This window comes from Thermus brockianus (assembly GCF_021462505.1).
Classification (GTDB): domain Bacteria; phylum Deinococcota; class Deinococci; order Deinococcales; family Thermaceae; genus Thermus; species Thermus hydrothermalis.
Map to the genome: position 1 here is coordinate 265,650 of NZ_JAKEDV010000001.1, position 25,294 is coordinate 290,943.

General features: G+C 66.4%; 31 protein-coding genes and 1 tRNA gene. 14 read left to right on the forward strand and 18 right to left on the reverse strand.

The features are described 5' to 3' along the window. Positions 1–2 precede the first annotated feature (2 nt). On the forward strand, positions 3–1,583 hold the full coding sequence (gene cimA, locus LXN00_RS01445; protein ID WP_234503672.1) for a citramalate synthase: 1,581 nt from the start codon (positions 3–5) through the stop codon (positions 1,581–1,583). Here cimA and LXN00_RS01450 read toward each other — a convergent pair. From LXN00_RS01450 to LXN00_RS01460, 3 genes are read right to left on the reverse strand one after another with little or no spacing between them, the layout of a single operon-like run. Then, a complete protein-coding gene (locus LXN00_RS01450; protein ID WP_234503674.1) occupies positions 1,564–2,088 on the reverse strand; it encodes a Uma2 family endonuclease in 525 nt (174 codons plus the stop codon). The two genes, cimA and LXN00_RS01450, sit on opposite strands and share 20 nt — an antisense overlap. Positions 2,089–2,095: 7 nt before the next feature. After that, positions 2,096–2,872 carry an ABC transporter permease gene (locus LXN00_RS01455; RefSeq protein WP_234503675.1) on the reverse strand — a complete coding sequence of 259 codons (777 nt, stop codon included), beginning with the start codon at positions 2,870–2,872 and terminating at the stop codon, positions 2,096–2,098. After that, complete coding sequence (locus LXN00_RS01460) at positions 2,869–3,867, reverse strand: ABC transporter ATP-binding protein (protein ID WP_234503676.1); 999 nt, start codon at positions 3,865–3,867, stop codon at positions 2,869–2,871. Before LXN00_RS01460 ends, LXN00_RS01455 begins: the two co-directional genes overlap by 4 nt. Before the next feature lie 24 nt (positions 3,868–3,891). Between LXN00_RS01460 and LXN00_RS01465 the strand changes: the two genes are divergently transcribed. The 11 genes from LXN00_RS01465 to LXN00_RS01515 all read left to right on the forward strand — a co-directional run bounded on the left by LXN00_RS01465 (position 3,892) and on the right by LXN00_RS01515 (position 11,691). Beyond that, a complete protein-coding gene (locus LXN00_RS01465; protein ID WP_234503679.1) occupies positions 3,892–4,671 on the forward strand; it encodes an ABC transporter permease in 780 nt (259 codons plus the stop codon). A 10-nt stretch (positions 4,672–4,681) separates the two neighbouring features. Then, a complete protein-coding gene (gene plsY / locus LXN00_RS01470; protein ID WP_234503682.1) occupies positions 4,682–5,284 on the forward strand; it encodes a glycerol-3-phosphate 1-O-acyltransferase PlsY in 603 nt (200 codons plus the stop codon). Next, positions 5,277–5,960, forward strand: a complete 684-nt coding sequence (bshB1, locus tag LXN00_RS01475; protein WP_234503684.1) for a bacillithiol biosynthesis deacetylase BshB1 — start codon at positions 5,277–5,279, stop codon at positions 5,958–5,960. The genes plsY and bshB1 overlap by 8 nt, the downstream gene beginning before the upstream one ends. A 43-nt stretch (positions 5,961–6,003) precedes the next feature. Beyond that, positions 6,004–6,909, forward strand: coding sequence for an ornithine carbamoyltransferase (gene argF / locus LXN00_RS01480; RefSeq protein WP_234503687.1), 906 nt, complete (start codon positions 6,004–6,006; stop codon positions 6,907–6,909). A gap of 4 nt (positions 6,910–6,913) precedes the next feature. Next, entirely contained in the window at positions 6,914–7,432 is a 519-nt protein-coding gene (locus LXN00_RS01485) for a Uma2 family endonuclease (protein WP_234503689.1), read from the forward strand. 2 nt (positions 7,433–7,434) lie between these two features. Further along, positions 7,435–8,472 carry an N-acetyl-gamma-glutamyl-phosphate reductase gene (gene argC, locus LXN00_RS01490; protein ID WP_234504134.1) on the forward strand — a complete coding sequence of 346 codons (1,038 nt, stop codon included), beginning with the start codon at positions 7,435–7,437 and terminating at the stop codon, positions 8,470–8,472. Continuing rightward, positions 8,463–9,608: a bifunctional glutamate N-acetyltransferase/amino-acid acetyltransferase ArgJ gene (gene argJ, locus LXN00_RS01495; RefSeq protein ID WP_234503691.1), complete on the forward strand. Its 1,146-nt coding sequence runs from the start codon at positions 8,463–8,465 to the stop codon at positions 9,606–9,608. The genes argC and argJ overlap by 10 nt, the downstream gene beginning before the upstream one ends. A gap of 64 nt (positions 9,609–9,672) precedes the next feature. Next, positions 9,673–10,359, forward strand: coding sequence for an outer membrane beta-barrel protein (locus LXN00_RS01500; protein WP_234503693.1), 687 nt, complete (start codon positions 9,673–9,675; stop codon positions 10,357–10,359). Between the two features lie 22 nt (positions 10,360–10,381). Then, positions 10,382–10,954, forward strand: a complete 573-nt coding sequence (locus LXN00_RS01505; protein WP_234503694.1) for a hypothetical protein — start codon at positions 10,382–10,384, stop codon at positions 10,952–10,954. A gap of 30 nt (positions 10,955–10,984) precedes the next feature. Next, positions 10,985–11,257: a hypothetical protein gene (locus LXN00_RS01510; RefSeq protein ID WP_234503696.1), complete on the forward strand. Its 273-nt coding sequence runs from the start codon at positions 10,985–10,987 to the stop codon at positions 11,255–11,257. Continuing rightward, on the forward strand, positions 11,254–11,691 hold the full coding sequence (locus LXN00_RS01515) for a DUF420 domain-containing protein (RefSeq protein WP_234503698.1): 438 nt from the start codon (positions 11,254–11,256) through the stop codon (positions 11,689–11,691). Before LXN00_RS01510 ends, LXN00_RS01515 begins: the two co-directional genes overlap by 4 nt. On the opposite strand, the gene LXN00_RS01520 is transcribed toward LXN00_RS01515, so the two are convergent. The 7 genes from LXN00_RS01520 to deoC are packed head-to-tail and all read right to left on the reverse strand — an operon-like array spanning position 11,651 to position 17,509. After that, a complete protein-coding gene (locus tag LXN00_RS01520) occupies positions 11,651–12,208 on the reverse strand; it encodes a septum site-determining protein MinC (RefSeq protein ID WP_234503700.1) in 558 nt (185 codons plus the stop codon). The two genes, LXN00_RS01515 and LXN00_RS01520, sit on opposite strands and share 41 nt — an antisense overlap. Before the next feature lie 9 nt (positions 12,209–12,217). Beyond that, entirely contained in the window at positions 12,218–13,960 is a 1,743-nt protein-coding gene (locus LXN00_RS01525; protein ID WP_234503702.1) for a penicillin-binding transpeptidase domain-containing protein, read from the reverse strand. Beyond that, positions 13,957–14,415, reverse strand: coding sequence for a rod shape-determining protein MreD (locus LXN00_RS01530; RefSeq protein WP_234503704.1), 459 nt, complete (start codon positions 14,413–14,415; stop codon positions 13,957–13,959). Before LXN00_RS01530 ends, LXN00_RS01525 begins: the two co-directional genes overlap by 4 nt. Next, positions 14,412–15,200, reverse strand: a complete 789-nt coding sequence (gene mreC, locus LXN00_RS01535; protein ID WP_234503706.1) for a rod shape-determining protein MreC — start codon at positions 15,198–15,200, stop codon at positions 14,412–14,414. The genes LXN00_RS01530 and mreC overlap by 4 nt, the downstream gene beginning before the upstream one ends. Then, positions 15,197–15,760 (reverse strand): Maf family protein, encoded by a 564-nt coding sequence (locus tag LXN00_RS01540; RefSeq protein WP_234503709.1) that lies wholly within the window; start codon positions 15,758–15,760, stop codon positions 15,197–15,199. Before LXN00_RS01540 ends, mreC begins: the two co-directional genes overlap by 4 nt. Further along, a complete protein-coding gene (locus LXN00_RS01545) occupies positions 15,736–16,860 on the reverse strand; it encodes a phospholipase D-like domain-containing protein (RefSeq protein ID WP_234503711.1) in 1,125 nt (374 codons plus the stop codon). Before LXN00_RS01545 ends, LXN00_RS01540 begins: the two co-directional genes overlap by 25 nt. After that, a complete protein-coding gene (gene deoC / locus LXN00_RS01550; protein WP_234503712.1) occupies positions 16,850–17,509 on the reverse strand; it encodes a deoxyribose-phosphate aldolase in 660 nt (219 codons plus the stop codon). The genes LXN00_RS01545 and deoC overlap by 11 nt, the downstream gene beginning before the upstream one ends. 73 nt (positions 17,510–17,582) lie before the next feature. Between deoC and ychF the strand changes: the two genes are divergently transcribed. Beyond that, complete coding sequence (gene ychF, locus LXN00_RS01555) at positions 17,583–18,689, forward strand: redox-regulated ATPase YchF (RefSeq protein WP_234503714.1); 1,107 nt, start codon at positions 17,583–17,585, stop codon at positions 18,687–18,689. 61 nt (positions 18,690–18,750) lie between these two features. Next, positions 18,751–18,827: transfer RNA gene (locus tag LXN00_RS01560), tRNA-Met, on the forward strand. Positions 18,828–18,900: 73 nt separating this feature from the next. Here LXN00_RS01560 and LXN00_RS01565 read toward each other — a convergent pair. From LXN00_RS01565 to LXN00_RS01600, 8 genes are all read right to left on the reverse strand, one after another. Continuing rightward, entirely contained in the window at positions 18,901–20,064 is a 1,164-nt protein-coding gene (locus LXN00_RS01565) for a tyrosine-type recombinase/integrase (RefSeq protein ID WP_126187315.1), read from the reverse strand. Between the two features lie 212 nt (positions 20,065–20,276). Continuing rightward, entirely contained in the window at positions 20,277–20,741 is a 465-nt protein-coding gene (locus LXN00_RS01570) for a hypothetical protein (protein WP_234503717.1), read from the reverse strand. Positions 20,742–20,882: 141 nt separating this feature from the next. Beyond that, positions 20,883–21,329 (reverse strand): hypothetical protein, encoded by a 447-nt coding sequence (locus LXN00_RS01575; RefSeq protein ID WP_234503734.1) that lies wholly within the window; start codon positions 21,327–21,329, stop codon positions 20,883–20,885. A gap of 186 nt (positions 21,330–21,515) precedes the next feature. Beyond that, positions 21,516–21,983 carry a hypothetical protein gene (locus LXN00_RS01580; RefSeq protein WP_234503747.1) on the reverse strand — a complete coding sequence of 156 codons (468 nt, stop codon included), beginning with the start codon at positions 21,981–21,983 and terminating at the stop codon, positions 21,516–21,518. A gap of 328 nt (positions 21,984–22,311) precedes the next feature. Next, positions 22,312–23,394 carry an AAA family ATPase gene (locus LXN00_RS01585; RefSeq protein WP_234503749.1) on the reverse strand — a complete coding sequence of 361 codons (1,083 nt, stop codon included), beginning with the start codon at positions 23,392–23,394 and terminating at the stop codon, positions 22,312–22,314. After that, positions 23,394–24,323 carry a bifunctional DNA primase/polymerase gene (locus tag LXN00_RS01590; protein WP_234503752.1) on the reverse strand — a complete coding sequence of 310 codons (930 nt, stop codon included), beginning with the start codon at positions 24,321–24,323 and terminating at the stop codon, positions 23,394–23,396. Before LXN00_RS01590 ends, LXN00_RS01585 begins: the two co-directional genes overlap by 1 nt. Before the next feature lie 3 nt (positions 24,324–24,326). Further along, positions 24,327–24,545: a helix-turn-helix domain-containing protein gene (locus tag LXN00_RS01595; protein WP_126187053.1), complete on the reverse strand. Its 219-nt coding sequence runs from the start codon at positions 24,543–24,545 to the stop codon at positions 24,327–24,329. Positions 24,546–24,636: 91 nt separating this feature from the next. Beyond that, positions 24,637–24,987 (reverse strand): hypothetical protein, encoded by a 351-nt coding sequence (locus LXN00_RS01600; RefSeq protein WP_234503755.1) that lies wholly within the window; start codon positions 24,985–24,987, stop codon positions 24,637–24,639. Positions 24,988–25,294 lie beyond the last annotated feature (307 nt).

Here is a 25,294-nt window from a genome sequence, read left to right on the forward strand (position 1 = left end):
GCATGGTGGAGATCCTGGACACCACGCTCCGGGACGGCACCCAAGGGGAGGGGGTGAGCCTCTCCGTGGACGACAAGGTGGCCATCGCCAAGCGTTTGGCCGCCTTCGGCGTCCACGTGATTGAGGGGGGGTGGCCTGGCTCCAACCCCAAGGACGCCGAGTTTTTCGCCCGCATGAAGGGGGTGGACCTGGGGGCGGCGAGCCTCGCCGCCTTCGGGGCCACCCGCCGCAAGGGGCTTTCCCCAGAGGAGGACCCCTCCGTCCTCGCCCTCCTGGAGGCGGAGACCCCGGTGGTGGTCCTCTTTGGCAAGAGCTGGACCCTTCATGTCCTCGAGGCCCTGGAGACCACCCTGGAGGAGAACCTCCGCATGATCCGGGACACGGTGGCCTTCTTCGCCCAGAGGGGAAAGCGGGTGATCTACGACGCCGAGCACTTCTTTGACGGCTACAAGGAGGACCCCGCCTACGCCCTCGCCACCCTCGAGGCCGCCCGGGAGGGAGGGGCGGACACCCTGGTCCTCTGCGACACCAACGGGGGAAGCCTCCCTGAGGAGGTCTACGCCATCACCAAGGCCGTGGTGGAGCGCTTTCCCGGGGTTCGCATCGGCATCCACCCCCACAACGACGCCGAGCTCGCCGTGGCCAACGCCCTGGCGGCGGTGCGGGCCGGGGCCACCCACGCCCAGGGCACCATCAACGGCTACGGGGAGCGGTGCGGCAACCTAAACCTCACCAGCTTCCTCCCTACCCTGGTCTTCAAGTACGGCATCCCCGCCATCCCCCCGGAAAGGCTAAAGGGCCTTCGGGAGCTCTCCCACTTCGTGGACGAACGGGCCAACCTTACCCCAAACCGCCGCGCCCCCTATGTGGGGGAGGCGGCCTTCGCCCACAAGGCGGGGGTGCACGTGTCCGCCGTTCTCAAAAACCCCCGCACCTACGAGCACATCCCCCCGGAGTGGGTGGGGAATACTCGCCGCTTCCTGGTTTCGGACGTCTCGGGCCGCTCCAACCTCCTCGCCAAGCTCCAGGAGCTCGGGGTGGACCTCTCCAAGGAGGAGGCCAGGCGCCTCCTGGAGGAGGTGAAGGCCTTGGAGTACGAGGGCTACGCCTTTGAGGGGGCGGAGGCGAGCTTCTACCTTTTGGCCCACCGCCTGAAGGGCGGGGCCCTTCCCTTTAGCGTGGAGGGGTTTAGCGTCTTCGTGCACGGCTCGGGCCTGGACACCGCCTGGGCCGAGGCCACGGTGAGGGTGCGGGTGGGGGAGACGCTCCAACACACCGCCGCCGAAAGCCCCTTCGGGCCCGTTTCCGCCCTGGACCGGGCCTTCCGCAAGGCGGTGTTGCAGTTCTACCCGGAGCTCGCCGAGGTGGAGCTCACGGACTACAAGGTGCGCATCCTCTCGGGCCAGGAGGCAGGCACCAACTCGGGGGTGCGGGTGATGACCGAGATGCGGCGGGGGGAGGAGCGCTTCGCCACGGTGGGGGCCAGCGAGAACATCCTCGAGGCCTCCCTCAAGGCCCTCACGGACGGCTACGCCTACGCCCTCCTCTTTCCCGTGCGCGCCCTTACCCCCAGGGAAGCCTGACCTCGGGGAAGGCCAGGGGGCTTGCGGGCTCTTCCGGGGTGAGGAGGCGGATCTCCCGGTACCGCCCGCCCCGGGGGTCCCGGTACACCTCTAGGAGGTTTTCCTGGAGGTTTAGGAGCCACACCTCGGGGATGCCCGCCTCGGCGTAGAGGGGAAGCTTCACCTCCTTGTCAAAGGGCAAGGAGGTGTCCGCCACCTCCACCAAGAAGAGGACGTCCTCCGGGGCAGGAAGCCTTTCCGCATACCGCTCCAGGGGGGGCTTGAGCACCAGGAGGTCCGGCTCGGGCTGCGAGTCTTCGGAGAGGCGCAAGGGGCTTTGCACCAAGATAACGGCTTTGCCCCGGAAGGCTTCCTGGAACCGCTCGTCCAGTTGGGCTACCTTATGCACGTGCCTAGGGCCGATGGGGCTCATCTGGTACACCTCTCCCCGCAGTAGCTCCACGTGCGGCACCCCTTGGAAGGCCCGCTCAAACTCCTCCACGCGGAACCGGTACCGGGTGGCCATACCCCCATTATGCCCCTTGGCCGGAGTAGTGCCTAAGCCCAAGCCGCCAAAGCCCCCGCCAAAGGAGGAGGAAGAAAAGCCCCCAGAGGAGCATCACCCAAAGGCCCGGGAAAAGGCGCACCTCCTGTCCGGCAAGGAGGGCGGCGGGGAGGTAGACCAGGTAGGGGAAGGGGGTGAGGAGGGCGAGGGAGCGCAAGGGCTCGGGGAAGACCTCGAGGGGGGCGATGGTCCCCGAGAGGAAGAGGTAAAGGAGGAAGAAGACCTCCTCCACCGCCGTGGCCCGCTCGCTCCAGAAGGTGAGGAGGGCGGTGACGTACTGCATGAGGTAGCGGAGCAAAAAGGCCAAGGCGGTGAGGAGAAGCCCCAGGAGGAAGGGCAAGGGCTCGGGCCGGAAGCGGGCCTCGGGAAAGAGGAGGAAGAAGAGGAGGGTGAGGAGGACCACAAAGGGAAGCCGGGCGAGCCTTTCCGCCACGTGGGCCGCCAGGTGGTCCAAGAAGGGGTCCAGGGGCCTCAGGAGGCGGAAGGAAAGCCTCCCTTCCACCACGTCCCGCTCAAACTCCCACACCACCCAGACCACCGTGGCCTGGCGCACCAGGAAGACCATGAGGAAGTAGCGGGCGAACTCCCCAGGGCTTAGGGGAAAGTCCCCGTGCCGCGCCGCCTCGGTCCAGACCCCAAGGAGGATTAAAGGAAGCGCCCCCGCCAAGGCCCAAAGGAAAAGCTCCGCCCGGTACTCCAGCATGTAGGCGAGGTAGACCGCAAGAAGGGTCCTGGCCTTCCTCATCCTTCCACCTCCTTGGGGCTTTGGAAGACCCGGGCGATGACCTCTTCCAGAGGGGGTTCCTTGACCTCGAGGTCCTCCACGGGAAGCCGCTTTAGGATCAGGGCCACCCGCTCCGTGAGCCCATCCCGGGGGACGAGGAGGCGCGCTTCCTGCCCCTCCACCTCCCGCACCTCCCCAAAGGGCGCAAGGGCCTCCCGGGGAAGGGGCCGGGCGAGGACCAGGCGCACCTCCCGGTAGGGGGCGAAGCGGGCCGTGAGGCCCGCAAGCTCCCCGTCGTAAAGGAGCCGGCCTTGGTGGATCACGAGGACCCTGTCCGCCAGGGCGGCGATGTCCGCCATGTAGTGGCTCGTGAGGAGGACGGTGGCCCCGTAGCGGGCGTTGTAGGCCCGCACGAAGGCCCGCACCGCCACCTGGGCGTTCACGTCCAGGCCCAGGGTGGGCTCGTCCAGGAAGAGCACCTCCGGCCGGTGGAGGAGAGCGGCCAAAAGCTCCGCCTTCATCCTCTCCCCCAAGGAGAGCTTGCGCACGGGTTGGTGGAGCTTGTCCCCTAGGCCCAGCATCTCGGCGAGCTCCCCCACCCGCCGCCGAAACTCCCGCTCGGGGATCTCGTAGATGGCGGCGTTCAGGCGGAAGGTGTCCATGGCCGGGAGGTCCCAGATGAGTTGTTGCTTGTTGCCCATGACCAGGGTGATCTTCTTCAGGAAGGCCTTTTCCCGCCGCCAGGGCACGTGCCCCGCCACCAGGGCCTGGCCCCGGGTGGGGTGGATGAGGCCCGTGAGCATCTTCAGGGTGGTGGTCTTGCCCGCCCCGTTGGGGCCCAGGAAGCCCACCACCTCCCCCCGCCGGATGGCGAAGCTCACCCCCTCCACGGCCCGCACCAGGCGGTACTGGCGGAAGAGGAAGTGGCGCAGGGTACCCAGGAGGCTTTCCTCCTTTAGGGCCACGCGGTAGTGCTTGGTGAGGTCCTGGGCCAGGATGATGGCCTCTTCGCGCACCCCCTAAGTCTACCCTGTGGTGTAATGGTTTTCGTGCGTTATCTACGGGTTTTCGGCCTGTTCCTACGCCTTTCCCTGGCGGCGGAGATGGAGTACCGCCTGAACTTTCTCCTCGGGCTTTTCTCCTCGGCGCTTACCCTTCTTGGGGCCCTCTTCGGCCTCGTCCTCCTCTACCAAGGGGGGTACCGGCCAGGGGGATGGGCCTGGGAGGAGGCCCTTTTGGTCCTCGCCGCCTTTACCCTCCTCCAGGGGCTTGGGAGCACCCTCTTCGCCCCCAACCTCAACAAGATCGTGGAGCACGTGCAACAGGGCACCCTGGACTTCGTGCTCCTGAAGCCTTTGGACCCCCAGTTTTGGCTCTCCTTGAGGGTCTTCTCCCCTTGGGGCCTCGGGGATTTCCTCCTGGGGCTTGGGCTTCTCCTCTATGGGGGAGGCCGGCTTGGCCTGGGGCTTCAGGACTACCTCCTCTTCGCCCTCTACTGGCTTTTGGGGGCGGTGATCCTCTATAGCCTCTGGTTCCTCCTCGCCACCACCAGCATCTGGTTCGTGAAGATCTACAACGTCACCGAGGTCCTGCGGGGGCTCTTGGAGGCGGGGCGCTTTCCCGCCTCCAGCTATCCGGCCCTCTACCGCTTCTTCTTCACCTTCGTGGTGCCCGTGGCCTTCCTCACCACGGTGCCGGCGGAGGCCGCCTTGGGAAGGGGGGCGCCCTGGGTGGCGTTGGGGCTTGCCCTGGGCCTTTTCCTCCTGGCGCGGGGCTTCTTCCGCCTGGCCCTTCGGAGCTACACATCGGCGAGCAGTTAAAATCCACCCCATGGACTGGCTTTGGGTCCTCCTTCTCGCCTACCTCTTCGGCTCCATCCCGGCGGGGGTCCTGGTGGCCCGCACCTACGGGGTGGACATCCGCAAGGTGGGTTCGGGGAACATCGGGGCCACCAACGTCCTTAGGACCTTGGGCCCTGGCCCCGCCTTCGTGGTGGCCTTCTTTGACGTGTTCAAGGGGGGCATTGCCGTGCTCATCGCCCGGGCGGTGGGGATAGAGGGGCCCTTGCTTGGGGGGGTGGCCTTGGCGGCGGTCTTGGGGCACAACTACTCCGTGTTCTTGGGGTTTAAAGGGGGGAAGGGGGTGGCCACCAGCTTCGGCACCCTTCTCTTCCTGGACCCAGCCCTCGCCCTTTGGACCCTGCCCATTGGGCTATCCGTGATGCTCCTCACCCGCTACGTTTCGGCGGGGAGCATGACCGGGGGGGTGGCGGCCTTGGTGCTCGCCTTGGCCCTGGGGCGGCCCCTCTGGGAGGTGGGCACCGTGGCCCTCATGGCCTTCCTCATCTTCTTCACCCACCGGGAAAACCTAAAGCGCCTCCAGGCGGGCACGGAAAGGCGGCTTGGGGAGCGGGTGGAGGTGAGGGATGCTTGACCTTTTGGTCATCGCCCCCCACCCCGACGACGGGGAGCTCGGGTGTGGGGGGACCTTGGCCAGGGCCAAGGCGGAGGGGCTTTCCACGGGCATCTTGGACCTTACCCGGGGGGAGATGGGCACCAAGGGCACCCCGGAGGAGAGGGCCCGGGAGGTGGCGGAGGCGAGCCGCATCCTGGGCCTGGACTTCCGGGGAAATCTAGGGCTTCCCGACGGGGGGCTTGCCGACATCCCCGAGCAGCGCCTTAGGCTTGCGGAGGCCTTGCGGAGGCTTCGGCCCCGCATCCTCTTCGCTCCCCTCGAGGCCGACCGCCACCCCGACCACACGGCGGCAAGCCGCCTGGCGGTGGCTGCCCTCCACCTGGCGGGCCTGAAGAAGGCCCCCGTGGAGGGGGAGCCCCACCGGGTGGAAAGGCTTTTCTTCTACCCGGGCAACCACCCCTTCACCCCCAGCTTCCTGGTGAAGATCTCCGCCTTCATAGACCAGTGGGAGCAGGCGGTCCTGGCCTACAGGAGCCAGTTTTCCGGGGAGGCGGCGAGCGAGACCGTGGGGCCTAGAGGGGTGGAGGCCCGCAAGGCCATGCGCCGCTACTTTGGCAACTACCTGGGGGTGGACTACGCCGAGCCCTTTGTGAGCCCGCTTCCCGTGCTCTACGTCCCCTGGTCCCGGGCCTAGGGTCTTGCATAACTTTGCAAGGGCGGGGTATCCTAAGGGCCTCATGGGGGGAGACGCCCTGACCCTGCCCAAGGACCTTTTGGACTTTTCCGGCTACGGCCCCGAGGCGCTTAAAAGGCTCCTTTCCCTGGCGGAAAGGCTTAAGCGGGAGCGCTACCGCGGGGAGGACCTCAAGGGCCAAGTCCTCGCCCTCCTCTTTGAAAAGCCCTCCTTGCGCACCCGGACCACCCTCGAGGTGGCCATGCTCCACCTGGGAGGGAATGCGGTTTACCTGGACCAGAAACAGGTGGGCATCGGGGAGCGGGAGCCCGTGAGGGACATCGCCAAGAACCTGGAGCGCTTTGTGGAGGGGATCGCCGCCCGGGTCTACCGGCACGAGACCGTGGTGGCCCTGGCCCGCCACGCCCGCATCCCCGTCATCAACGCCCTCTCCGACTGGGCCCACCCCCTGCAGGCCCTGGCGGACCTCCTCACCCTGAAGGAGGCCTTCGGGGGGTGGGAGGGCCTCGAGGTGGCCTGGGTGGGGGACGGCAACAACGTCCTCAACTCCCTCCTAGAGGTGGCGCCCCTGGTGGGGCTAAGGGTGCGGGTGGCCACGCCCAGGGGCTACGAGCCCGACCGCACCCTCCTGGAGAGGGCCCGGGCCTACTTCACCCACGACCCCAAGGAGGCCGCCTTCGGCGCCCACGCCCTTTACACCGACGTCTGGACCAGCATGGGCCAGGAGGCGGAAAGGGAAAAACGGCTAAGGGACTTCCGGGGCTTCCAGGTGAACGGGGAACTCCTCTCCCTCCTCCACCCCGAAGGCATCTTTCTCCACTGCCTTCCCGCCCACTACGGAGAGGAAACCACGGAGGAGGTGGTGCACGGGGCCAGGAGCCGGGTCTTTGACCAGGCGGAAAACCGGCTCCACACCGCCAAGGCTGTCCTCCTTACCCTGCTAAGCTAGGGGTATGGTCCGCCCCTACCGCTTTAGCCTGGAAGAGTTCCTGAGGCTTCCCCTGCCCGAGCGGGGTGTGGAGCTTCTGGAGGGGGAGATTTACCAGATGGCACCCATTGGTCCCCGCCACGCCTATGTTCTGAACCGTTGGAACCGCCTTTTTGTGGAGCACTTTCCGGGGGTACTGGTGCAGGTCCAGGGTCCTTTGGCTTGGGTTCCTGATGTCTACCTGGAGCCGGACCTGGTCCTGTTGCGCCTGGGGGAATATCAAGACCGCTTCCCAGGGCCAGAGGATGTTCTTTTGGTGTTGGAGGTTGCCGACACATCCTTGGCGTATGACCTGGACAGAAAGGTGCCCCTTTACGCACGCATGGGTGTGCCCGAGGTTTGGGTCCAAGACCTCCAGGGTGGCCGGATCCTCGTCTTCCGCACCCCGGAGGAGGACCACTACCGGGAGCGGATTTGGCTTCGGCCCGGGGAGTGCCTGGCTCCCCTAGCCTTTCCGGAAGTGCTCCTGGAGGCACCGTGGTAAGGGTGGGCATCCTCGGGGCCTCGGGGTACGGGGGGGCAGAGCTCCTCCGCCTCCTCAAGGCCCATCCCGGGGTGGAACTGGTGGGCTTTTCCAGCCGTAAGCACGAGGGCAGACCCCTTTCCGCCGCCTGGCCCCAGCTTTGGGACGAAAGGCTTTTTGCCGCCCAGGAGGAGGTCCTGGAGGAGGCGGAGGTCCTCTTTTTAGCCCTCCCCAACGGCCTCGCCATGGGGATTGCCCCGGAGGCCCTGAAGGCGGGGAAGCGGGTCATTGACCTTTCGGGAGACTACAGGCTTCCCCCCGACGTGTACGAGGCCTGGTACGGCATCCTGCACCAAAGCCCCGGGCTCTACCGGCAGGCGGTCTACGGCCTGCCCGAACTCCACCGGGAGGAGCTTAGGGGGGCCCGCTTGGTGGCGAACCCCGGGTGCTACGTTACCGCCGCCACCTTGGCCCTGGCTCCTCTGGCGGCTATTGGGGCCCTGAAGGGGGCCATGGTGGTGGGCCTAAGCGGGGTTTCCGGGGCGGGGCGGGAGGGAGAGGGCACCTTCTTCGCCGAGGTGAACGAGAACCTAAAGCCCTACAAGGTGGGCGGCACCCACCGCCACATCCCGGAAATGGAGCGGAACTTGGGCCGCCTCCTGGCCCAGGGGAAGCGGGTGCGCACCCACGGGGAGGTGCGGGAGGTGCGGCTTTCCTTCACCCCCCACCTGGTGCCCATGACCCGGGGGATCCTGGTCACCGCCCAGGTAGAGGTGGCGGGGGACTGGAATGGGAAGGCCCTGGAGGAGCTCTACCAGGACTTTTACAGGGAAGAGCCCTTCGTGCGGGTCTTGGCGGGGCTTCCCGAGACCAAGGGCACCTACGCCTCCAACCGGGTGGACGTGAAGCCCCTTTACGAGGAGCGCACCGGGCGCATCCTGGTCTTCGCCGCCTTGGACAACCTGGTGAAGGGCATGGCGGGGCAGGCGGTGCAAAACTTCAACCTCATGATGGGCTTTCCCGAGGGAACAGCGCTTCCCAAGGAGGGGATATGGCCGTGAGGTTACCCAGGGGTTTCCGCGCGGGGGCCACGCGGGCGGGGATCAAGCCTTCGGGCAAGCCGGATCTGGCCCTTTTGGTTTCCGGGCTTCCCGCCCACTGGGCCTACGCCGCCACAAGGAACCGCGCCGCCGCCCCTTCCATCCACCGGGGCCGGGCGCTTTACGCTACTGGGGCTCCCTTGAGGGCGGTGGTGGTAAACGCCGGCAACGCCAACTGCGCCACCGGGGAGCAGGGCTTTCGGGACGACCTTCGGATGGCGGAGCTCGCTGCCCTTCGCCTGGGGCTTGCCCTTGAGGAGGTCCTCACCGCTTCCACTGGGGTCATCGGGGTTCCGTTGCCCGTGGAGCGGATTGCGGCGGGCCTTCCCCAGGTGGAGCTCACCCCCTACGCCGACGCCTTCGCCGAGGCCATCCTCACCACGGACCTGGTGCCCAAGGTGGCGGAGGCCGAGGTGGAGGGGGCGCGGGTGGTGGGCATCGCCAAGGGGAGCGGGATGATCCACCCCAACATGGCCACCATGCTGGCCTTCCTGGTCACGGACGCCCAGGTCCCCCAGGAGGCCCTGCGGGAGGCTTGGAAGGGCATTGTGGACCGCACCTTCAACCAGGTGACCGTGGACGGGGACACCTCCACCAACGACCTGGCCCTGGTCCTGGCCAACGGGGCCCATGGGGAGGTGCCGCTAGAAGCCCTCTTCCAGGCCTTGGAGGAGGTGGCCCGGGAGCTTGCCAAGAAGATTGCCCGGGACGGGGAAGGAGCCACGAAGCTCCTGGTGGTGCGGGTGGTGGGGGCGGCCACGGAGGAGGAGGCGAGGCGGGCGGCGAGGGCCGTGGCGGGAAGCCTCCTCTGGAAAAGCGCCCTCTACGGCAACGACCCCAACTGGGGCCGCATTCTGGCCGCCTTGGGCAACTCGGGGGCCCGGTTTGACCCCTTGCGGGTGCGCATCCTCCTCCAGGGCATCCCCCTCTACGCAGGGGGCGTCCTCCCCTTTGACCGGGAAAGGGCAAGCCAGGCCATGCGCCAGGAGGTGGTGGAGGTCCTGGCGGACCTGGGGGAGGGGGAAGGGGCGGCGGAGGCCTACGGGTGCGACCTGACGGAGGGGTATGTGCGGATTAATGCGCTCTACACTACTTGACGGGCTTTTGGGAAAGTGTTAGCATTCGGTTAGAGGGTGGAAGCCCTCTATGAGGAGGTAAAACATGAAAAGAGCCTTGGTTGTAGCTCTAGCGGGTCTTTTGACGGCGGCTATGGCGCAGAAGTTCTCCGTGGAAGCCGGTGCCGGGCTATATGGCAACCTGGGCGGGCAACTCGCCGTGGTGGCGGAGGACCTGGCGCCGGGGCTTCCTCTGGGCGTGCGCCTGGGTGTGGGGTTCGCCACGAGCGATGCGCTGGATGATGGGGTGGATTATCTTCCTGGACAAAAGTGGGGTGACTATAAGAAGAACAACGAGCTCACCGAGTGGGGCCAGAACATCACGCTTTCCCTGGACGTCCTCTACAAGGTGACGGGCCTTGGCCTGCCGGTGGAGGTGGCTCCTTACGCTGGCCTCCGCTACAACCTTTTCTCTGGGGGCTATACGGATCCTAAGGACAACATCTCTGGTCCCTTTGGGATCAACAGCTATACTGTGTCCTCTAACCAGCTCGGCTTCGGCGCTGGCGTCCGGGTAGCCTATCCCCTTATGCCCAACGTGAGCGTGGTGGGCGACCTGGGGGTGGACTACTACCTGAAGGCCTGCTTTAACAGAGTTGTTGAGGACGACAACGGGAACGTAAATCGCCTTAGCTTCTGCCCGGGGGATAGCGGCTATGATGATCTCGACAAGCTCGTCACCCAACCCGAGTGGGTCTTCAAGGCCCGGGTGGGTGTGGCCTACCGCTTCTAAGGCATAGGCTAGGATAGAGGGGATGCGTAGGCATCCCCTTTTACTTTTGCTCCTTCTTTCCGCCTGCGCCCGGCCGGATACCACCCCACCCGAGCTCGGCCTGGTGGAACCTTTAGGGGGAGCGGTGGCCCCGGGGAGGGCCTTGATGGTGGAGGGCTACGCCTTTGACCCTTCGGGGGTGGCGAGCGTCCAGGCCCAGGGGGCAGAGGTGCTGGCGGAGGGGGAGAAGGGGAAGCGGCTTGTCCGCTTCCGCTTCCGCCTCCAGGCCCCCACCTCGGGGGAGGTGACGCTTAGGCTGGAGGCGGTGGATGCCCAGGGCCACCGGGCGGAGCGGCGCATCCCCCTGGTGTTGGATGCTGCCCCGCCCCGCATCGTGGTGGAACGGGTGGAGCGGGAAGGGAACCTTTTCCGGGTTTACGGACGGGTGGAGGACAACGTGCGGGTGGACCGGGTAGTGGTGCAAGCGGGGGGGCGGTACACGCCCCTTTCCCTGCCCAAGGAGCCCAAGGTGTCCTTCCTGGCGGAGGTGCCCTCGGGGGCGGTGCTGGTGGCGGTGGATGCCGCCGGGAACCGTACTTCTCGGCGCATTCCCTAGGAAGAGCCTTGTGGTACACTTGGGGCCGGTATGCCGCTCGGGGAAGCCCTTCACGACCTGGCCCGGGCCCTGAGGGAGACTCCCCTCGAGGCCAAGGAGGCGGGGCGCTTCCGGGAAATCGCCAAGCTCCTCCACCGCCTGCCCCCGAGCCGGGAGCGGGACGGGCTCTTGGCGGTGGCCTACCTTCGGCTTTACCAGCTATTGGGCCAGGAGGAGGATTACCTCAAAGGGTATAGCTACGCCCGCACCGCCCGCCTCGAGGCGGTGCGCCTTCTGAGCGAACGTCTAGGAGAGGGCCGATGAAGGAGCTTTTGGGACTTCTCGCCGTGTGGAGCATCGTGCTTTCGGGGCTTGCCCTCCTGGTGGGGGTAGGGCTCATCCGCCGGGGCGAGCGCGTCTGGCACCACCGGGCCATGCTCGCGGCCACGGTGCTGGCCGCCTTGTTCCTGGTCTTTTACCTCACCAAGTGGGGCCTCTATGGCACCACCGCCTACGGGGGGCCGGAGGCCTGGCGGGGGGTCTACTACTTCATCCTCATCACCCACACCCTCCTGGCCGCCCTGAACGGGCCCTTGGCCCTTTACGTCATCTGGCGGGCCCTTAGGGGCGAGTTTGCCCTGCACAAGCGCTGGGCCAAGGTCTTGGTCCCCATCTGGCTCTACGTGGCCCTCACGGGTTGGGTCATCTACCTCGTGCTCAGGCGCTACGGGGTGGCGTCGGGGGGGATCGCCTTCTAGCCCAGGGCTCCACCACGATCCTTCCCTCCACCACCCGGGCGAGCTCCGGGCCTTCCGCCGTCTCCCCTTCGGGGGCCTGGGCCAGGTGGGGCCCGATGCGCAGTTGCTTGGCGGCGAGGCTCAGGGCGAAGATGAAGCGCTCCTCGTCCCCCCCCGCCCCGGCGTGGGCGAGGCCCCGGAGCTTCCCCACCACGATCACGTCGCCCCCCGCCACCACCTCGGCCCCCGGGTTCACGTCCCCTAGGACCACGATGGTGCCGGGGTGCTCCACCCGCTCCCCGGCCCTCAAGGTCTTGGCCACCACCAGGGTGCCGAGGCTTTTTTGGCTTCGGGCGGGCACCAAGGTAAGAGGGCGGCCCAGGGCGAGGAGGGCTTCCAAGACCGCTTGGGACACGGGGCCCGCCACCTCCACCTCCAGGGGAAGCCCCTCGGGGAGGGCGAGCTTGGCGATGTCTTCGGCGCTTTCCCCGCCGTCTAGGCGCAGGGCCAGGGCCTTGGGTGTGGCGCGGAGGCGCATGGGGCTATTCTACGGGGACCTGGCTTCCTCGGGCACCTTCCAGTAGGCCGCCATCACCTTGCGCACGGCGGGGAGGGCCACCCGGCTACCCTCCCCGCCGTTTTCAAAGAAGGCCACCACCACCAAGGGGGGGTAGGGGCTTTGGGGGTCCGTGGGGCCATAGCCCATGTACCAGGCATGCTCGAGGCCCCGCCTTTTCCCCGGGGTTTCCGCCGTGCCCGTCTTCCCCCCGGTGGGCACGGGGAAGTTGCCGAGCACGTGCCGCGCCGTGCCCTCGGTCACGGTCTTGCGCAGGCCCTCCTGGAGCACGGCGAAGAAGCGCCCCGGTACCGGCTCCAAGGCGGGCCTCACCTCCTCTTCCCCGATCCGCCTTACCAGGTGGAGCCGGGGCTTCCTGCCCCCGTTGGCCAGGGTGGCCAGCATGCGGGCGATCTGGGCCGGGGTGGCGAGGACCGGGCCCTGGCCGATGGCCACGGAAAGGGTTTCCCCGGGGTACCAGGGCTCCCCCAAGGCCTCCCGCTTCCAGGCCCGGGTGGGGAGGAGGCCCGTCTTCTCCGCCACCTCTACCCCCGTGGGCTCCCCAAGGCCCAGGAGCCGGGCGCGGGCCGCCAGGCGGTCTGGGAAGCCCAAGGGGTCTTGCGCCACCGCCTGGTAGTACCAGGTGTTGCAGCTAAAGGCGATGGCCTCCCGCACCGTCATGGTACCCAGGTCCCGGGTGGCCCAGTTGCGGCGCACCTGGCCCCCGTAGACGATGTAGGGGCTACAGCGGTAGGTGGTGCTTGGGCCCACGTAGCCCTCCTCCAGGAGGGCGTAGCTCGTGGCCAGCTTGAAGGTGGAGCCCGGGGTGTAGGGTTGGAGGGCGCGGTTGAGGAGGGGGAGGTCGGGGTCCTTTAGGAGGTCCTGGACCTCCTTGGGCACGGGGCGCCTGGCGAAGAGGTTCGGGTCAAAGGAGGGGGCGCTCGCCATGGCCAGGATCTCCCCGGTCCTCGGGTCCAGGGCCACGATGGCCCCCTTGACCCGGGTGGCGGGGGGGAGGCCATGGAGCCTGCGGCCGGTATTGATGTCCGCTAGGGCTTCCTCTAGCGCCCTTTCCGCCGCCCGTTGCAGGTCCAGGTCCAGGGAGAGGACCACGTCCTTCCCCGGGGTGGGCTCCTCCAAGATGGTCTCCCGCAGGCGCTCCCCCCGGACGTTCACCTCCACCGCCCTGACCCCTCGCTTGCCCCGAAGGTAGGGCTCGAGGGCGGCCTCGAGGCCCGCCTGCCCCACCTGCTCCTCGGGGCTATAGCCCTGTTTGACCTGTTCAGCGTTGGCCTGGAGCACGTAGCCCAAAACGGGCCCCGAGATGGGGTTGGGGTAGTAGCGCTCAATGCGCTCCACCAGCTTCAGGTTCCCCTGCCCGGCGGTGAGCTCCGCCAGGGTGGGGAGGAGGTGCTCCGGCACCCCAGCCTTGAGCACCCCCGGCTCCTTGGGGAGCTCCTTCATGCCCAAAAGCGGGAGAAGCCTTTCCTTAAAGGCCACCTCCCCTCCCTCGTAGACCAGGTCCACCACCAGCCGGTCTTGGGCGATCACCCGGCCCTTGCGGTCCAGGATCCGCCCCCGGGGGGCAGGGATGCCCTCGGTCTTCAGGTAGTTCCCCTGGCTCTTCAGGGCATACTTCTCGTGCTCCAGGACCTGGAGTTGCCAGGCCCTCAGGCCAAGGAGGCCAAAGGCCAGGAGGAAGAAGAGCATGAGGGCGTAAAGGCGTGCGGTCATGTTCCCTTGCCAACCCGTAGGCGCAGGCTAAGGAGGAAGAGGGGCAGGGTGAAAACCCCTTCCAGGAGGAGGTCCAGGAGAGAGAGGGGCGGCAACTCCAGGCGGAGCCAGTAGGCCACCAGGAAGTAGCCGAACCACTTGGCGAGGAAAGCCCAGAGGAAGGCGAAGATGGTTCCCAGGCCTTCCCCGGCCACCAGGCGGCGGCTTGCGGCGTAGAAGGCGTAAGAGGCGAAGAGGAGGCCCGTGGCGTGGAGGCCCAGGAGGCCATACCCCAAAAGGTCCTGGAGGAGGCCGAAGAGGAAAGCCATGGGAAGCCCCAGGTAGTAGGGCCTTCCCCCGGCGTACCAAAGGGCGAGGAGGAGGAAGAGGTCCGGGGCCATAAGCCCTTGGGGCCAAAGGGCGGAAAGGAGCCCGGCCAGGAAAAGGGTGAGAAGAAGGGCTACAAGCGCCGTCATAAGGGCCTCAGGACGATGACCTCTTCCAAGAGGGAAAGCTCCACCAAGGGCTTAGCCCAGGCCCTTAGTTTGAGCCCGCCCTGTACCCGCTCCACCCGCTCCACCAGGCCCACGGGGATGCCCGCCGGGAAAAGGCCTAAGGGCGCCCCCGTGAGGAGGAGGTCTCCCGGGGCCACCTTGACCGTGGGGGGAAACTCGGCGAGGAGGCGGTCCGGCGGGGCGCCGCGGGCGATGCCCCGCCCCGGGGCCTTCTCGGGCCGCACCCCCACCTGGCTTTCCGGGTCTAGGAGGGTGCGCACCAGGGCCCGGTTGGCCTCCACCTCCACCACCAGGCCCACAAGCCCCTCGGGGGCGGTGACGGGCATGCCCACCCGGATCCCGTCCCGCTCGCCCAGGCCAATCACCAAGCGGCGGTAAAGCCCCGAAAGGTCTTCTCCCACCACGGGGGCCACCGCCACCACCCCCGGGGCCTGCTCCTCCTGGACCTTCAGGGCCCGGGAAAGGCGCTCCACCTCCAGGCGGAGCCTGCGGTTTTCCGCCTCTAAGGCCGCTACCCGGTCTTTGAGGAGGCGGTTTTCCCGGTAGAGGTCTTGGCGGTTTAGGAGGGCGGAAACCCCCGCGTGGAGGTTTTCCCCAAACCGGTGCCCCAAGGCGGGCAAGGGAGCGGTGAGGGGGGAGAGGCGGAGGGAAAGCGAGGGGGCGAGGGGCCGGGTGAGGGCGGCCAGGGTGAGCCCTAGGGCGAGGAGGGCGAGGAGGAAGAGGCGGCGCCAGGCGGTTTCGCTCACGGCCTAAACCCCCTTTCCCAAAGCAGGGCGAAGACCCGGGAGACGGGGAGGCCCACCACGGTGTAGAAGTCGCCCTCCACCCCTTCCAAAAGGGCCATGCCGAGCCCCTGGGCCCCGTAGCCCCCTGCCTTGTCCAGGCCTTCCCCGCTTGCCACGTACCAGGCGATTTCCTCTTCGGAAAGGGAACGGAAGCGCACCTTTGCCGTGTGCACCTCCAGGACCAGGTCCTTGGGGGTGCGCAGGTAGATGGCGGTGTGGACGAGGTGCGCTTTCCCGGAAAGGAGCCTGAGGAAAAGGCGGTTCTCCTCCGGGTCCTTGGGCTTACCGAGGGCCTTGCCCATGAGGTCCACCACGGTGTCCGCCGCCAGGACCCATTCCCCTTCCACGCTTTCCCCCTTGCGCCGGGCGAGGGCCTGGGCGAGCTCGGCCGGGGGGAGGTCCAGGCCCTCTTCCTTGACCCCCGGGACCACCACCTTGAGGGGGTAGCCCAGGGCCTCGAGGAGGGCCCTGCGCCTGGGGCTACCGGAGGCCAGGACTAAAGGGGTTCGCCCGCCTCCCAAAGCCTTAACACCTCCTTTCGGTAGGCCTCCGCCAGGGTGGGGCTCCTTAGGACCAGGAGGTTTTCGTTGTTCACCTCCCGGGCGCGGAAGGAGAAGTTGTAGCTTCCCGTGATCACGTGGCTTCCGTCCAGGACCATGACCTTGTGGTGCAGGGTGTAGGGGTTGGCGTCCTTGCGCACGGGGATACCCTCCTCGCGGAGCCTTTCGTCTTGGCTATCCCCCAGGTTGCGGGCCTCGAGGACCACCCGCACGTCCACACCCCGCTTCTTGGCCTCCAAGAGGGCCCCCACGATTTCCCGGTCCGTGAGGACGAAGGCGGCCACCAGGATTTCCCTCTGCGCCGCCCGGATCTGGCGAAGGATTGCCTCTTGGGCGAGCTTGCCCCCTTGGGGGCTGAAGTAGGCGGTACCCTCTACCCCCTCCAGGGCGAAGTCCACGGGGCGGCCCAGGCCCTCCTTGGCGCCCCCATAAAGGGCCTGGAACTCCCGGGCGTAGCCTTCCGCCAAGGTGGGGGAGGGGAGGAGGAGGGCGTTTTCGTTGTTGCGGGCGAAGGCGTTCCAGGTCATGTTCACGCTTCCCGTCCACACCGCCTTTTGGTCCGCCACCAGAAACTTGTGGTGCATGAAGCCTTCCTGCTCGTCGTAGCAGACGGGGATGCCGGCGATTTCCTCGCAGTCTAGGGAAAGGGGCTTGACCCTTTCCCTTAGGAGGGCGCGGGGTACCCTTGGAGGTTCTTCCCCTTGCCCTAGGGAGGCCGCCACCAGGTAGCGGCGGAAGTCTTCCCGGTAGTCGCTTTCCCCGTAAAGCCGGACCCTTACCCCCCGCTTGTGGGCGGCGAGGAGGCCTTGGGCGATCTTGAGGTCGCGGAACTCGTAGAAGGCCCCCTCTAGCGCTTCCTGGGCCGAGGCCATGAGGGCGAGGAGGCGGGCCTTGGCCCGTTCCCCATCCTGGGGCATGAAGTAGACCTCCGTTTTCCCCGCCTCCACCGGGGGCGGGGCGGGCCTCCGGAGTTCTTGGTAGGCCCAAAGGAGGAGAAGGACGAGGAGGAGCAGGTAGCCGGGAAGCCCCCCTAGGGTCTTTGGCTTCCGCCTAGTACCCACCGGCCTCCTCCCCCCGCACCAGGGCCACGCCGCTGGAGGTGCCGAGCCGGCTCGCCCCCGCCGCCAGGAGCTTCAAGGCGGTTTCCCGGTCCCGGATGCCCCCCGCCGCCTTCACCTGGGCCCGGCCCCTCGCCACCCGCACCAGGAGCTCCACGTCGGGCAGGCTCGCCCCCCGGGGGCCAAAGCCCGTGGAGGTCTTGAGGAAGTCCGCCCCGCCTTGGATGGCGGCCTCGGCCAGGGCCTCCAGGGCTTCGGGGGGGAAGTGGCCCGTTTCCAGGATCACCTTGAGCACCGCCCGGGGCACCGCCCGGCGCACGGCGCGCACCTCCTCCTCCACGTAGGCCAAGTCCCCGGATAGGGCCCGGCCCAGGTGGAGGACCATGTCAATCTCGTCCGCCCCTCGGGCGTAGGCCAGGCTAGCCTCGAGGGCCTTCACCTCCTTTTCCTGGTACCCCAGGGGAAAGCCCACCACGGTCACCAGGCGGAAGGGGGCATGGGGGTAGCGCTCCCGCACGAAGCCCACGTAGGAGGGGGGAATGCAAAGGCCATAAAAGCCGTACTCCAGCGCCTCTTCCGCCACCTTTTGGATTTCCTCCGGGGTGGCCGTGGGTTTCAGGAGGGTGTGGTCAATGTGGGCGGCCAGGTCCATACCCCGCCATCATACGCAAAGGGCGTGATAGGATGGAAAGAGGCCCCCAAGCGGGGCTTTTTTTGAGGTAAGCATGCTTGCAGTCGGCATCGTAGGTCTACCCAACGTGGGCAAGTCCACCCTCTTTAACGCCCTGACCCGAGCCGGGGCGCTCGCCGCCAACTACCCCTTCGCCACCATTGACAAGAACGTGGGGGTGGTGCCCCTAGAGGACGAAAGGCTTTACGCCCTGCAGAAGGTTTTCGCCAAAGGGGAAAGGGTACCCCCCGTGGTCCCCACCCACGTGGAGTTCGTGGACATCGCCGGCCTCGTGAAGGGGGCCCATAAGGGGGAGGGGCTCGGGAACCAGTTTTTGGCCCATATCCGCGAGGTGGCGGCCATCGCCCACGTCCTCCGGTGCTTTCCCGACCCCGGGGTGGTGCACGTCATGGGCCGGGTGGACCCCTTGGAGGACGCCGAGGTGGTGGAGACCGAGCTCCTCCTCGCCGACCTCGCCACCTTGGAGCGCCGGCTTGAACGCCTGCGCAAGGAGGCCCGCGCTGACCGGGAGAAGCTTCCCCTTTTGGAGGCGGCGGAAGGCCTCTACGCCCACCTCCAGGCGGGAAAGCCCGCCCGCACCTTTCCCCCTTCCGAGGAACTAGGCCGTTTCCTCAAGGAAACCCCCCTCCTCACCGCCAAGCCGGTGATCTACGTGGCCAACGTGGCGGAGGAGGACCTACCCCAGGGGGCGGGGAACCCTCACGTCCAGGCGGTGCGGGAGAAGGCGGAGGCGGAAGGGGCGGAGGTGGTGGTGGTGTCCGCCAAGCTGGAGGCGGAACTGGCCGAGCTCTCGCAAGAGGAGGCTAAGGAGCTCCTCGCCGCCTACGGCCTTAAGGAAAGCGGCCTGCAGCGTTTGGCCCAGGCGGGGTACCGGGCCTTGGGCCTCCTCACCTTCTTCACCGCTGGGGAGAAGGAGGTGCGGGCTTGGACGGTGCGCCGAGGCGCCAAGGCCCCGGAGGCAGCGGGGGAGATCCACTCGGACATGGAAAGGGGCTTCATCCGGGCCGAGGTCATCCCCTGGGACCGGCTGGTGGAGGCGGGGGGGTGGGCCAAGGCCAAGGAGCGGGGCTGGGTGCGCTTGGAGGGCAAGGAGTACGAGGTGCAGGACGGAGATGTCCTTTTCGTGCTCTTCAACGCGTGATGCCCTTGCTGCTTGACCGAACCCGAAGCCTCCCCTAAGATGGGGGTTGCCTGGCGCCCTTGGCGGCGTAGCTCAGGTGGTTAGAGCACACGACTCATAATCGTGGTGTCGTGGGTTCGAGTCCCACCGCCGCCACCAGTCCAGGACACAAAGCTTCACCCCCCGGTAGTTAGCCGGGGGGCCTTTTTTACGGCCGAGTTACGGCCCAAAACTAGGCTTTTGGGCGGTTTGCAAGAAGCTCCTCCGGGTCCACCACAAAGCCCCTCCTCTCCTCCTCCAGAAGGTGGCGGTACACCCCTAGGGTGATGTTGGGGTTGGCGTGGCCCATTCTCTCCGCCACCAGCTCCACCGGAGCCCCGGCGGCGAGGAGGAGGGAGCCGTAGGTGTGCCGGAGGTCGTGGACCCTCACCGGGGGAAGGCCCAGGCGTTGGCAAATCCGGCGAAGGGCCCAGTTGGGAGCGTGCGGGTTCAGGGGGCGGGAGGGATCTTCACCGGGAAAGGCCCAGGCCTCGGCCTTCGCCTCGCCGTAGACCCCTTCCCACCAGGTCTTATAGACCTTCAGGCGCTCTAAGGTCTGGTGGGGAATGGGGACGACCCGCCTCGAAGAAGCCGTCTTGGGCTCCGTCACCAGGGCTTTCCCTTCACTCTCCGTCCAAACCCTCCTCACGGTGAGGAGGCCAGCTTCCAGGTCTATATCCCCCCATTGGAGACCGAGGGCTTCCCCCCTCCGAAGGCCCAGGTTCAGCATGAGGCGAAGGGCCATGGCGGTGCGGGGATCGGGGTGGGCCTCCAGGGCCTTGAGGAGGGCGGCTACCTCGGCAGGTTCGAGGGCCCGGCCCGCCTTCTCCCTCCCTCTGGGGGCCTTGACCTTCACCGGGGCCACAGGGTTTCGGGGGATCATCTCCAGGTTCAGGGCCTCCTCAAAAACGGCGTGAAGCCTCTGGCGCACCATCCGGAGGGTACGGACGGAAAGCCCCCGTTCGGCCAGGGAGTCCAGCACGGCCCGGATGTGGGCGGGCTGGACGGCCTGGAGGCGCATCCTCCCCAGGGGGTCAGGGGCCTGGGGGTTCTTGAGAGAGGGGAGGGCGTAGGCCAGTTCGTCCCGGTACATGGCGGCCGTCCGGGGCCGGACCTCCTTACGCTTCCTCTCCCACCAGGACTGGGCCCACTCCGCCAAGGTGACGGCCTCCGGCCTGGGAAGGGTTCCCTTCAGGTATCGGGCCACCAGTTCGGCCAGAAGGGCCTCGGCCTCCTCCCGGCTGTCCGCATAACGCACCACCCTCTCCCGCTTCCCCCCAGCGCTCATGAGGGTCAGGGAGGCGCACCAACGGCCGGAGGGGGCATGGAAGTAGACGCTTCCTTTTCTCCTCCCCATGACCGGACCTTACCCCCCTGGGGCCCGTCAGTTCAACCTATCTGCGCGAAAGAAAAGTTTCGCGAAGTTACTCCCCAAGGGTGTGTAACCCGGTCCCTGACCCCTTCAAGACCGCAAAAGCCTTCTGAGGCCCTGTAAGCCCTTTTAAGCCGGGGGGGAAGGAGGTCAAGGAGGAAGTACCCCCCTTCTCTCCCGACCCCTTAACGGCCGTTTTAGGGCCGGAGTGCCCCGTAGGCCTCCCTGAGACGGTCCAGGGGTCTCCACCCCTCCACATCCCGGAGGTCCGCCACCAGGGAGGCCACCTTCTCCAGGGACCGGAGGCTCCACTTGGTCGGGGGGCTGTAGCGCCCAGGGGGGATCAGAAAAACCCTCTCACTCGTCAGGAGTAGGACGCTCACCCCGTTGCGAAGCTTCACGACAAGTTCGGAGGTGGTGGGAGGGGCGAGGGTGCCGTAGTTCTCCGCCTCCCAAGCGACCTTGAGGTCCACTAGAGCCTCCTTGTCGGGGGCCGTGACCCGGTAGTCCCACTCCACGACCTCGTCCGAGGGGGAGAGAGTGACGTTGATCCGGTCAATGGGCATAGACCAGACGGCCGAGAAGACCCGGTAGACCACAGGGAGAAGGTCCAGTTCAACCTGGAAGAACCCGATACTTGTCTTCGTGATAGTATCTTCCATAGAGCCTCCTCCTATGGCCCCCACCGAGTCCTCCCCCGGTGGGGCTACTTTATTTTGCACCCTTTACAGGAGGAGGGATTTCTCCAAAAAGGAACCCCCTCCTTCCGGAGGGGGGAGAACGGGAAGCCTATGGAGCTTTCCCTATCCTAGCCGCTTACCGTAGATACCGGAGATAGACCGCCTCTCCTTGGGCCACTCGGCCGAGAAGTAGACCCTGAGGGGACGGGGGGCCGTCCTCTTGATCTCCTCCCACGTCTTTGAGGTCCACTCCCGGAGGTCAAAGCCCTCCTCCTCCCAGGGGATGGGGAAGGTCACCTTCCACAGGTCAACAAGGACTCCCAGGACGGGGGGACGAAGCTCCTTCAGCTTCTCCACCAGGCGCTCCACCCGCATGCGGTCCCAGAGGGGGGCCCGGAGGCGGGCGTAAGCCTCCTCTAGGGTGACCTCCTCACCCTCTTCCAGGGCGGCCTGGAGCATAGGGAGAAGCCCCAGAAGCTCGTAGTATTCGTTCTCCGTCAGCTCAGGGTTGAAGACCAGGACTCCCCCCGTTAACCGAACCGTCCGATTGCGTTCCCCGATCGCTTTCATGTCTTCCTCCTCCTTTGGACCCCTCCACCCCGGAGGGGGCTTCCCCCACTTTGTATCACATACGGAATACTGTCTCCTTCGTTATCAAAAAACGTCCTCAAAGATTCTCAAAAGATTCTCCAAGGGTGGGGAAAACCTCCACCAGGAGGGGAGGTACTTCCCCTTCAAGGATTCTCAAAAACGTTCTCAAAACATTCTCAAAACATTGAACAACCCCCGGATCACACCGGGGGTCTCTCGGCCAGGAGCCTGCGGGGGGTAGGAGACGCTTCTTTCCATCAGGGGTTCCCTCCTCGGAGGATTTCCGGCCCAGACCCCGAAGACCTCCAGGGAGGGGAACCTCTCCCGTAGCCTTCCTAGGAGTTCACCCGCCCACTCGTAGGGGTCAAAGCCCTCAGACCAGGGCACCACCAGGGCGTTGTAGACCAGGGTCTTGTCCGGGCCCCAGACCTGGACCTTCGGGGGACGGACCCTCTCCAGGGCCTCCCCTAGGGCCACCCTCTCCAGGGCCTCCGGGAGGGGGGCGACCTCCCCCTCCTGGAGGACGCGCTTCAGGTGTTCAACCTTGGGCCTCAGCTGGTCCACGACCTCCGGGTCCGAGGGCTTAAGAAGGAGCCTTCCCTCGGACCGCTTCACCAAGTAGAGTTCTCCCACGACCAGACCTCCCTTCTTTTTCCCCGGCCGCCCCCCCTTTTCCTCCACCTTTGCCCGTTCAGGGTGGGGGGGGCTATATATGCAGGTTTTTGACGTAAAAAAATCCTTCCCCCCCGTCCTGAACGGCAAAAGATTTAACGACAAGGGGGTGTCGTCAAATCGTAGGTCTGTCGTCAAATCGGGGGAGGGGGGAGGGGGAGGATTTGACGACACCAGGACCATTTGACGACAGGGGGGTGTCGTCAAATCTTTTGCCGTAACGAAGGGCCAAAGCGATTTTTTCACGACAACCGACATATATACGCCCCTCCCCTCTCTCTCACCGTTCTCACCCCAGGACGTACCACCCCTCTTCAGGGGAAGCCGAGGTAGAGTCTTGATCCTCCTCAGTTGGGGAGGCCTCCTCAGGTGGAGAAGCTTCGGCCCAGCGGTACCCGATCGGTGCTCCCCTACCGGGCATGTAGACCTTGGACAGGTTCATTTCTTCCACGATCTTGTCTAGGTACCGCTCGGCGGTCCTCCTCGTCACGTTCGCTTCCTGGGCGATCTTCTCCAGGAGGGCTTTTCTCGTCACTACCTCCCCGGTGGAGAGCGCGTTGACCACCACCGCCTTGGCCTTGTCCTTTTGGGGGTTCCCCACCCCCTCCGGGAGGGGTGTCTCCACCACGTACACCTTCTCCGGTTCAAAGATCACCTCTACTCCGAAGGGGTCGGGGATTCGGGCGAAGGTGTTTTTCTGCACCTCCCACTTCAGGACGTGCCGCCCTCCGACATCCCTAGGTGGAACTCTGACCAGGACGTGGACTGCCCTGGCCGCCGCCGTCTTGGCGATGGACCCCAGGACTCCCCTGACCCCGGCCTGTTCACCGTTTATGGGCTTCGGAAGATGGTCAACGACCACCACGGCGGCCCCGGTTCTTGCGGCCAGGTCGGCGAGGGCCCGGAGGGGGGCGTATACCTGCTCGGCCCGCCTGGGGTCCACCGGAAAGGCGGCCAAAAAGGAGTCCACGATGACCAGCCCCACCCCGGTCTGTTTCACCACCTCTTCCAGTTGGGCCAGCTCCTCCTCTCCTAGGCCGTAGGTGTTCTTGTCCGGTTCGTAGATCATCAACCGGTCTATGTCCCCATCCGGGTAAGCGGCCTTGTGCCGTTCAATCCACCATCTGATCCCCCTACCGTCCCCAGAGGCCGCGTCAAAGTCCACGTAGACGACCGGGGTGCTCTCCACCTTCCGGCCCAAAAGCTCCCCCTGGGGCCGGGTGGCCTGCCACGCCAGGCCGGTGAGGATGGCGGTCTTCCCCACCCCCGGAAGGGCGGCCACCACGCTCACAAACCCCCTTGGGGCAAGGTCCTCCCACACCCAAGTGATCTTCGGGAGGGGGGTATGGAGGTCAATCTTTTTGAGGCCCATTACTTCCACCTCCCGAAGTTGAGCCGGGGCTTGTAGCAAAGCCGGGGCTTGGCAAACCGAAGCTTAGGGGAAGGCTGGGGAGGTAGGGGCCTCTCCTCCAGGGGGAGGGGACGTTTCTCCCCCTTCTCCAGTCCCCACCTCGCCGCATCCCTCGCCTCCCTCTCCGGGAGTCCGGACCTCATGGCGGCGGCCACCAGGACTTCTTCCGCCTCCCTGGGGTCTAGGCCGTGGGGGATGAGCCCCCCGGCGGCAACGGCGTAGCGGATGAGGGTGTTGTGACGTGCCCCCACCGGGGCCCCCTCTACCTGCCTGGCGTAGGCCTCCAGGTAGGCCCTTAGTCGCCTGGGGCTCACCCCTTCCGCCGGGGTCCAGTCCCTGGGCGGTGGCGGGGGAGGGAGGAGCTTCAGAAGGAGTTCGTCCGGCACCAGGGGAAGCTCCTCCGGCCTCACCAGGGGCACCTCCCACTCGTACCCCCTCCCGTCCTTGAGCCGGGTAGGCGCGGCCACCACGTAGGCCCGCCCCATGCCCCGGAGGTCCACCCCCTTCAAAACCCGCACGCTGGCGGAAAGCCTCACCCCATCAGGGAGCCGGAGGAAAAGGTGTACCCCGCCCTTGGGAGTCCTCTGCCGTGGGGCGGCCTCAAGCTCCGGGAAGTCCCGGCGTAGCTCCTCCCAGACCTCCTCCGCGTCCACGTCAAGGACCAGGACGGGCTCAGGGGCCAGGAGGCCCACCCCGGCCTCCGGGCAAGCCTCCCACCAAGAGGCGATCACCCCAGGGTCGGGGGAGGCGTTCCTGAAGCCGTTGGGGACCAGCCCCCCATGGGGGGCCTTCTCTCCGGGACGGAGGGGGAGGACGGGGTAGCCCAGCTCGGCGTAGTAAAGGGCCCAGTCGGTTGTAGAATGGGAGTGATCCTTTTGCAGGGCCACCATGGGCTACCTCCCCTCTACGGGGAGGGTCTTCTCCTTGAGGAAGGCCTCGAAGGACTCCCGGTCCACCAGCACCCTCCCCGTCCTCCTTTCACCCGAAAGGACGAAGGCCTTCAGCTCCCCCCGGCGGACGAGTCGGTAGATGGTCTCGCCGGAGACTCCAAGGAACTCCGCAATCTCTTTGACCGTCAGGAAGTTCTTCCGCTTCAGCTCTTCAGGAAGCATTTTGTATTTCCCCCCAGACCTTTTCCCAAACGGTGGGGGAACCGCTTGGGGACGGAAACCTTTTGCCGAAAACCGTCCTCCCGGTCTAGGTCTAGGGTCCGGCTGTCGGGGTAATGGCGCTCTTGATCAGGAGTAGGGGAAGGGGCGGAGCCCTCTCTTCGGCCTCCAGGGGCTCATGTAAGCCCTCATGGGGCTCAGGTTCAGGGGGAAGGCCTACCAGGGCGAGGAGAAGCCCCAGGAGGGTCTTTAAGACCTTCAGGAGGGTGGCGGCCAGGGAACGCCGGAAGGCCTGAAGGTACCCCTCCCCAAGCCTCTCCCCCACCTTGAGGGCTAGGGCTTCCTGGCCCCTCCTCCAGGCCTCAAGGGGGGCCCGGTAGAAGGCGGGAAGGGGGAGGGTCCGGGGGGGGAGAGGAGACCTCCCGGCCCTCCTGGTGCGTCTCACCTGGAGGCGAAAGGCCCTGCGCAACCTCCAAGGTGGTCCCTGGTACCTCTCTACCCTCACGCCTCAATGTTATCACACCCGACATAGCAGGAAAAGCGTCCAGGACGAAACAAGTTAGCTCACCTGTGCCATCTTGTCAAAAGTAGTTCTGCGAAACGAGGGGCACCGGGGAGGGGATTCCCCCGTTTTTGTTAGATCAAAATGATACTTCTTGCCCTCCTCTACCCGGAGAAAGTCCAAAGACTTTACGGCCGAGTTACGGCCCAAGTTGGGCCGTAAAGGGCGTTATCTGAAAACTGTCCAAGTC

What these genes read in the sequence shown, in the direction of transcription:
- LXN00_RS01525 (WP_234503702.1), bottom strand. Translation starts at nt 13,960, where the DNA reads ATGACCGCACGCCTTTACGCCCTCATGCTCTTCTTCCTCCTGGCCTTT.
- bshB1 (WP_234503684.1), top strand. Translation starts at nt 5,277, where the DNA reads ATGCTTGACCTTTTGGTCATCGCCCCCCACCCCGACGACGGGGAGCTC.
- LXN00_RS01465 (WP_234503679.1), top strand. Translation starts at nt 3,892, where the DNA reads ATGGTTTTCGTGCGTTATCTACGGGTTTTCGGCCTGTTCCTACGCCTT.
- LXN00_RS01585 (WP_234503749.1), bottom strand. Translation starts at nt 23,394, where the DNA reads ATGGGCCTCAAAAAGATTGACCTCCATACCCCCCTCCCGAAGATCACT.
- LXN00_RS01515 (WP_234503698.1), top strand. Translation starts at nt 11,254, where the DNA reads ATGAAGGAGCTTTTGGGACTTCTCGCCGTGTGGAGCATCGTGCTTTCG.
- LXN00_RS01570 (WP_234503717.1), bottom strand. Translation starts at nt 20,741, where the DNA reads ATGGAAGATACTATCACGAAGACAAGTATCGGGTTCTTCCAGGTTGAA.
- plsY (WP_234503682.1), top strand. Translation starts at nt 4,682, where the DNA reads ATGGACTGGCTTTGGGTCCTCCTTCTCGCCTACCTCTTCGGCTCCATC.
- LXN00_RS01505 (WP_234503694.1), top strand. Translation starts at nt 10,382, where the DNA reads ATGCGTAGGCATCCCCTTTTACTTTTGCTCCTTCTTTCCGCCTGCGCC.
- LXN00_RS01590 (WP_234503752.1), bottom strand. Translation starts at nt 24,323, where the DNA reads ATGGTGGCCCTGCAAAAGGATCACTCCCATTCTACAACCGACTGGGCC.
- deoC (WP_234503712.1), bottom strand. Translation starts at nt 17,509, where the DNA reads ATGGACCTGGCCGCCCACATTGACCACACCCTCCTGAAACCCACGGCC.
- LXN00_RS01575 (WP_234503734.1), bottom strand. Translation starts at nt 21,329, where the DNA reads ATGAAAGCGATCGGGGAACGCAATCGGACGGTTCGGTTAACGGGGGGA.
- LXN00_RS01485 (WP_234503689.1), top strand. Translation starts at nt 6,914, where the DNA reads ATGGTCCGCCCCTACCGCTTTAGCCTGGAAGAGTTCCTGAGGCTTCCC.
- cimA (WP_234503672.1), top strand. Translation starts at nt 3, where the DNA reads ATGGTGGAGATCCTGGACACCACGCTCCGGGACGGCACCCAAGGGGAG.
- ychF (WP_234503714.1), top strand. Translation starts at nt 17,583, where the DNA reads ATGCTTGCAGTCGGCATCGTAGGTCTACCCAACGTGGGCAAGTCCACC.
- argF (WP_234503687.1), top strand. Translation starts at nt 6,004, where the DNA reads ATGGGGGGAGACGCCCTGACCCTGCCCAAGGACCTTTTGGACTTTTCC.
- LXN00_RS01530 (WP_234503704.1), bottom strand. Translation starts at nt 14,415, where the DNA reads ATGACGGCGCTTGTAGCCCTTCTTCTCACCCTTTTCCTGGCCGGGCTC.
- LXN00_RS01520 (WP_234503700.1), bottom strand. Translation starts at nt 12,208, where the DNA reads ATGCGCCTCCGCGCCACACCCAAGGCCCTGGCCCTGCGCCTAGACGGC.
- LXN00_RS01510 (WP_234503696.1), top strand. Translation starts at nt 10,985, where the DNA reads ATGCCGCTCGGGGAAGCCCTTCACGACCTGGCCCGGGCCCTGAGGGAG.
- LXN00_RS01500 (WP_234503693.1), top strand. Translation starts at nt 9,673, where the DNA reads ATGAAAAGAGCCTTGGTTGTAGCTCTAGCGGGTCTTTTGACGGCGGCT.
- LXN00_RS01565 (WP_126187315.1), bottom strand. Translation starts at nt 20,064, where the DNA reads ATGGGGAGGAGAAAAGGAAGCGTCTACTTCCATGCCCCCTCCGGCCGT.
- LXN00_RS01450 (WP_234503674.1), bottom strand. Translation starts at nt 2,088, where the DNA reads ATGGCCACCCGGTACCGGTTCCGCGTGGAGGAGTTTGAGCGGGCCTTC.
- argJ (WP_234503691.1), top strand. Translation starts at nt 8,463, where the DNA reads ATGGCCGTGAGGTTACCCAGGGGTTTCCGCGCGGGGGCCACGCGGGCG.
- LXN00_RS01455 (WP_234503675.1), bottom strand. Translation starts at nt 2,872, where the DNA reads ATGAGGAAGGCCAGGACCCTTCTTGCGGTCTACCTCGCCTACATGCTG.
- LXN00_RS01595 (WP_126187053.1), bottom strand. Translation starts at nt 24,545, where the DNA reads ATGCTTCCTGAAGAGCTGAAGCGGAAGAACTTCCTGACGGTCAAAGAG.